At 50.0% G+C, this 5,748-nt stretch carries 2 tRNA genes and 3 rRNA genes; all 5 read left to right on the top strand.

Annotated elements, in window-relative coordinates:
* Positions 1–271 precede the first annotated feature (271 nt).
* The 5 genes from HMPREF2726_RS00095 (at position 272) to rrf (ending at position 5,601) form a co-directional block, all read left to right on the top strand.
* Positions 272–1,812, top strand: a 16S ribosomal RNA gene (locus tag HMPREF2726_RS00095).
* A 101-nt stretch (positions 1,813–1,913) separates the two neighbouring features.
* Positions 1,914–1,990 (top strand) — tRNA-Ile (locus HMPREF2726_RS00090).
* A 5-nt stretch (positions 1,991–1,995) separates the two neighbouring features.
* Positions 1,996–2,071 (top strand) — tRNA-Ala (locus tag HMPREF2726_RS00085).
* Positions 2,072–2,502: 431 nt separating this feature from the next.
* Positions 2,503–5,394 (top strand): 23S ribosomal RNA (locus HMPREF2726_RS00080).
* Between the two features lie 93 nt (positions 5,395–5,487).
* A 5S ribosomal RNA gene (rrf, locus tag HMPREF2726_RS00075) occupies positions 5,488–5,601 on the top strand.
* The 16S, 23S and 5S rRNA genes sit together here with 2 tRNA genes alongside, the layout of an rRNA operon.
* The last annotated feature ends 147 nt before the right edge of the window (positions 5,602–5,748 follow it).

Below are 5,748 nucleotides of genomic sequence, written 5' to 3'. Positions count from 1 at the left end.
GGGTATAGTTCGGTTCTTCGCTGCTTCGGCGGTGATTGAACGAACAGGTAAGTATATCACAGTTAGTCTGATTTTTCGAGGTTTTGAGAAAAGTTTTGATTGACAACGAGATGAAATGCTTTATAATTCGTTTTCGCTCTTTAACAAAACAGATTACCGATAAGTGTGAGTGCGACAGCCTCACACTGTTTGAAAGACAGACAAGATGATGTTTTAGACATTGTCCTGTTGGTTTCTTTGAAGCAGACCAGAAGTTAAAAAGTTAGAGATTGAACATAAGAGTTTGATCCTGGCTCAGATTGAACGCTGGCGGCATGCTTTACACATGCAAGTCGGACGGCAGCACAGAGAAGCTTGCTTCTTGGGTGGCGAGTGGCGAACGGGTGAGTAACATATCGGAACGTACCGAGCAGTGGGGGATAACTAATCGAAAGATTAGCTAATACCGCATATATTCTGAGGAAGAAAGCAGGGGACCATTTGGCCTTGCGCTGTTTGAGCGGCCGATATCTGATTAGCTAGTTGGTGGGGTAAAGGCCTACCAAGGCGACGATCAGTAGCGGGTCTGAGAGGATGATCCGCCACACTGGGACTGAGACACGGCCCAGACTCCTACGGGAGGCAGCAGTGGGGAATTTTGGACAATGGGCGCAAGCCTGATCCAGCCATGCCGCGTGTCTGAAGAAGGCCTTCGGGTTGTAAAGGACTTTTGTCAGGGAAGAAAAGGGCGGGGTTAATACCCCTGTCTGATGACGGTACCTGAAGAATAAGCACCGGCTAACTACGTGCCAGCAGCCGCGGTAATACGTAGGGTGCGAGCGTTAATCGGAATTACTGGGCGTAAAGCGGGCGCAGACGGTTACTTAAGCAGGATGTGAAATCCCCGGGCTCAACCTGGGAACTGCGTTCTGAACTGGGTGACTAGAGTGTGTCAGAGGGAGGTAGAATTCCACGTGTAGCAGTGAAATGCGTAGAGATGTGGAGGAATACCGATGGCGAAGGCAGCCTCCTGGGATAACACTGACGTTCATGCCCGAAAGCGTGGGTAGCAAACAGGATTAGATACCCTGGTAGTCCACGCCCTAAACGATGTCGATTAGCTGTTGGGCAGCATGACTGCTTAGTAGCGAAGCTAACGCGTGAAATCGACCGCCTGGGGAGTACGGTCGCAAGATTAAAACTCAAAGGAATTGACGGGGACCCGCACAAGCGGTGGATGATGTGGATTAATTCGATGCAACGCGAAGAACCTTACCTGGTCTTGACATGTACGGAACCCTCCAGAGACGGAGGGGTGCCTTCGGGAGCCGTAACACAGGTGCTGCATGGCTGTCGTCAGCTCGTGTCGTGAGATGTTGGGTTAAGTCCCGCAACGAGCGCAACCCTTGTCATTAGTTGCCATCATTAAGTTGGGCACTCTAATGAGACTGCCGGTGACAAGCCGGAGGAAGGTGGGGATGACGTCAAGTCCTCATGGCCCTTATGACCAGGGCTTCACACGTCATACAATGGTCGGTACAGAGGGTAGCCAAGCCGCGAGGTGGAGCCAATCTCACAAAACCGATCGTAGTCCGGATTGCACTCTGCAACTCGAGTGCATGAAGTCGGAATCGCTAGTAATCGCAGGTCAGCATACTGCGGTGAATACGTTCCCGGGTCTTGTACACACCGCCCGTCACACCATGGGAGTGGGGGATACCAGAAGTAGGTAGGGTAACCGCAAGGAGCCCGCTTACCACGGTATGCTTCATGACTGGGGTGAAGTCGTAACAAGGTAGCCGTAGGGGAACCTGCGGCTGGATCACCTCCTTTCTAGAGAAAGAAGAGGTTGTCGCATTCACACTTATCGGTAAACTGTAGAAGATGCGGAAAAATGCTTGAGTGAAGACAAGGTTCGCTTAAGAAGAGAATCCGGGTTTGTAGCTCAGCTGGTTAGAGCACACGCTTGATAAGCGTGGGGTCGGAGGTTCAAGTCCTCCCAGACCCACCAAGAACGGGGGCATAGCTCAGTTGGTAGAGCACCTGCTTTGCAAGCAGGGGGTCATCGGTTCGATCCCGTTTGCCTCCACCAATACTTTCCAAATCAAAGCGAGTTAAAAGGCAGTATAACTGCTTTCTTTTTTTCTAATAGAGAAGTCTGCTGACGAATCAGTTTGACGGAAAAAGAAAGGCTGCTATAATAATCAGCTCATTTTGATTTGCGAAGTAAATAGCAATATTGAACGCATTGATCTTTAACAAATTGGAAAGCCGAAATCAACAAACAAAGACAATGTGTCTGTTTTTGATGATTGACCGATTGCAAACGGTCAGTTGTCTCCTGAACAGGAAAAGAAAAACAGGTACAGTATTTGGGTGATGATTGTATCGACTTAATCCCGAAAGACAAAAGGCGGGATTAAGACACAACAAGCAGTAAGCTTTATCAGAGTAGGAAATTCAAGTTTGATGTTCTAGTCAACGGAATGTCAGGCAAAGTCAGAGAAGTTCTTGAAATGATAGAGTCAAGTGAATAAGTGCATCAGGTGGATGCCTTGGCGATGATAGGCGATGAAGGACGTGTAAGCCTGCGAAAAGCGTGGGGGAGCTGGCAATAAAGCTATGATCCCGCGATGTCCGAATGGGGAAACCCACTGCATTCTGTGCAGTATCCTAAGTTGAATACATAGACTTAGAGAAGCGAACCCGGAGAACTGAACCATCTAAGTACCCGGAGGAAAAGAAATCAACCGAGATTCCGCAAGTAGTGGCGAGCGAACGCGGAGGAGCCTGTACGTGATAACTGTCGAGATAGAAGAACAAGCTGGGAAGCTTGACCATAGTGGGTGATAGTCCCGTATTCGAAATCTCAACGGTGGTACTAAGCGTACGAAAAGTAGGGCGGGACACGTGAAATCCTGTCTGAATATGGGGGGACCATCCTCCAAGGCTAAATACTCATCATCGACCGATAGTGAACCAGTACCGTGAGGGAAAGGCGAAAAGAACCCCGGGAGGGGAGTGAAATAGAACCTGAAACCTGATGCATACAAACAGTGGGAGCACCCTTGTGGTGTGACTGCGTACCTTTTGTATAATGGGTCAACGACTTACATTCAGTAGCGAGCTTAACCGAATAGGGGAGGCGTAGGGAAACCGAGTCTTAATAGGGCGAAGAGTTGCTGGGTGTAGACCCGAAACCGAGTGATCTATCCATGGCCAGGTTGAAGGTGCCGTAACAGGTACTGGAGGACCGAACCCACGCATGTTGCAAAATGCGGGGATGAGCTGTGGATAGGGGTGAAAGGCTAAACAAACTCGGAGATAGCTGGTTCTCCCCGAAAACTATTTAGGTAGTGCCTCGAGCAAGACACTGATGGGGGTAAAGCACTGTTATGGCTAGGGGGTTATTGCAACTTACCAACCCATGGCAAACTAAGAATACCATCAAGTGGTTCCTCGGGAGACAGACAGCGGGTGCTAACGTCCGTTGTCAAGAGGGAAACAACCCAGACCGCCAGCTAAGGTCCCAAATGATAGATTAAGTGGTAAACGAAGTGGGAAGGCCCAGACAGCCAGGATGTTGGCTTAGAAGCAGCCATCATTTAAAGAAAGCGTAATAGCTCACTGGTCGAGTCGTCCTGCGCGGAAGATGTAACGGGGCTCAAATCTATAACCGAAGCTGCGGATGCCAGTTTACTGGCATGGTAGGGGAGCGTTCTGTAGGCCGATGAAGGTGCATTGTAAAGTGTGCTGGAGGTATCAGAAGTGCGAATGTTGACATGAGTAGCGATAAAGCGGGTGAAAAGCCCGCTCGCCGAAAGCCCAAGGTTTCCTACGCAACGTTCATCGGCGTAGGGTGAGTCGGCCCCTAAGGCGAGGCAGAAATGCGTAGTCGATGGGAAACAGGTTAATATTCCTGTACTTGATTCAAATGCGATGTGGGGACGGAGAAGGTTAGGTTAGCAAGCTGTTGGAATAGCTTGTTTAAGCCGGTAGGTGGAAGACTTAGGCAAATCCGGGTCTTCTTAACACCGAGAAGTGACGACGAGTGTCTACGGACATGAAGTAACCGATACCACGCTTCCAGGAAAAGCCACTAAGCTTCAGTTTGAATCGAACCGTACCGCAAACCGACACAGGTGGGCAGGATGAGAATTCTAAGGCGCTTGAGAGAACTCGGGAGAAGGAACTCGGCAAATTGATACCGTAACTTCGGGAGAAGGTATGCCCTCTAAGGTTAAGGACTTGCTCCGTAAGCCTCGGAGGGTCGCAGAGAATAGGTGGCTGCGACTGTTTATTAAAAACACAGCACTCTGCTAACACGAAAGTGGACGTATAGGGTGTGACGCCTGCCCGGTGCTGGAAGGTTAATTGAAGATGTGAGAGCATCGGATCGAAGCCCCAGTAAACGGCGGCCGTAACTATAACGGTCCTAAGGTAGCGAAATTCCTTGTCGGGTAAGTTCCGACCCGCACGAATGGCGTAACGATGGCCACACTGTCTCCTCCCGAGACTCAGCGAAGTTGAAGTGGTTGTGAAGATGCAATCTACCCGCTGCTAGACGGAAAGACCCCGTGAACCTTTACTGTAGCTTTGCATTGGACTTTGAAGTCACTTGTGTAGGATAGGTGGGAGGCTTAGAAGCAGAGACGCCAGTCTCTGTGGAGCCGTCCTTGAAATACCACCCTGGTGTCTTTGAGGTTCTAACCCAGACCCGTAATCCGGGTCGGGGACCGTGCATGGTAGGCAGTTTGACTGGGGCGGTCTCCTCCCAAAGAGTAACGGAGGAGTTCGAAGGTTACCTAGGTCCGGTCGGAAATCGGACTGATAGTGCAATGGCAAAAGGTAGCTTAACTGCGAGACCGACAAGTCGAGCAGGTGCGAAAGCAGGACATAGTGATCCGGTGGTTCTGTATGGAAGGGCCATCGCTCAACGGATAAAAGGTACTCCGGGGATAACAGGCTGATTCCGCCCAAGAGTTCATATCGACGGCGGAGTTTGGCACCTCGATGTCGGCTCATCACATCCTGGGGCTGTAGTCGGTCCCAAGGGTATGGCTGTTCGCCATTTAAAGTGGTACGTGAGCTGGGTTTAAAACGTCGTGAGACAGTTTGGTCCCTATCTGCAGTGGGCGTTGGAAGTTTGACGGGGGCTGCTCCTAGTACGAGAGGACCGGAGTGGACGAACCTCTGGTGTACCGGTTGTAACGCCAGTTGCATAGCCGGGTAGCTAAGTTCGGAAGAGATAAGCGCTGAAAGCATCTAAGCGCGAAACTCGCCTGAAGATGAGACTTCCCTTGCGGTTTAACCGCACTAAAGAGTCGTTCGAGACCAGGACGTTGATAGGTGGGGTGTGGAAGCGCGGTAACGCGTGAAGCTAACCCATACTAATTGCTCGTGAGGCTTGACTCTATCATTTGAAGAACTTCAAATAAAAAGCTTACTGACTGATTCAGTCATCACCAAATATATTGATTAAGGCTTTGCCGATTTGTACAGTTTAAGTTTGGCGGCCATAGCGAGTTGGTCCCACGCCTTCCCATCCCGAACAGGACCGTGAAACGACTCAGCGCCGATGATAGTGTGGTTCTTCCATGCGAAAGTAGGTCACTGCCAAACACCTATCCTAAGCCCCTGACAGATGTCGGGGGCTTTTACTTTTACCTTATATTTTATTCATACCTTTACTTGAAACTCGTCATTGCCGTTCCTTGCCTTCTTGCTATGGCTGACTTATAGTGGATTAACTTTAAACCAGTACGGCGT

Source organism: Neisseria sp. HMSC074B07 (genome assembly GCF_001810355.1).
In the GTDB taxonomy this organism is placed as follows: Bacteria; Pseudomonadota; Gammaproteobacteria; order Burkholderiales; family Neisseriaceae; genus Neisseria.
Note: the sequence above shows the minus strand (reverse complement) of the source record. Positions and strands in the feature narration are given on the sequence as shown.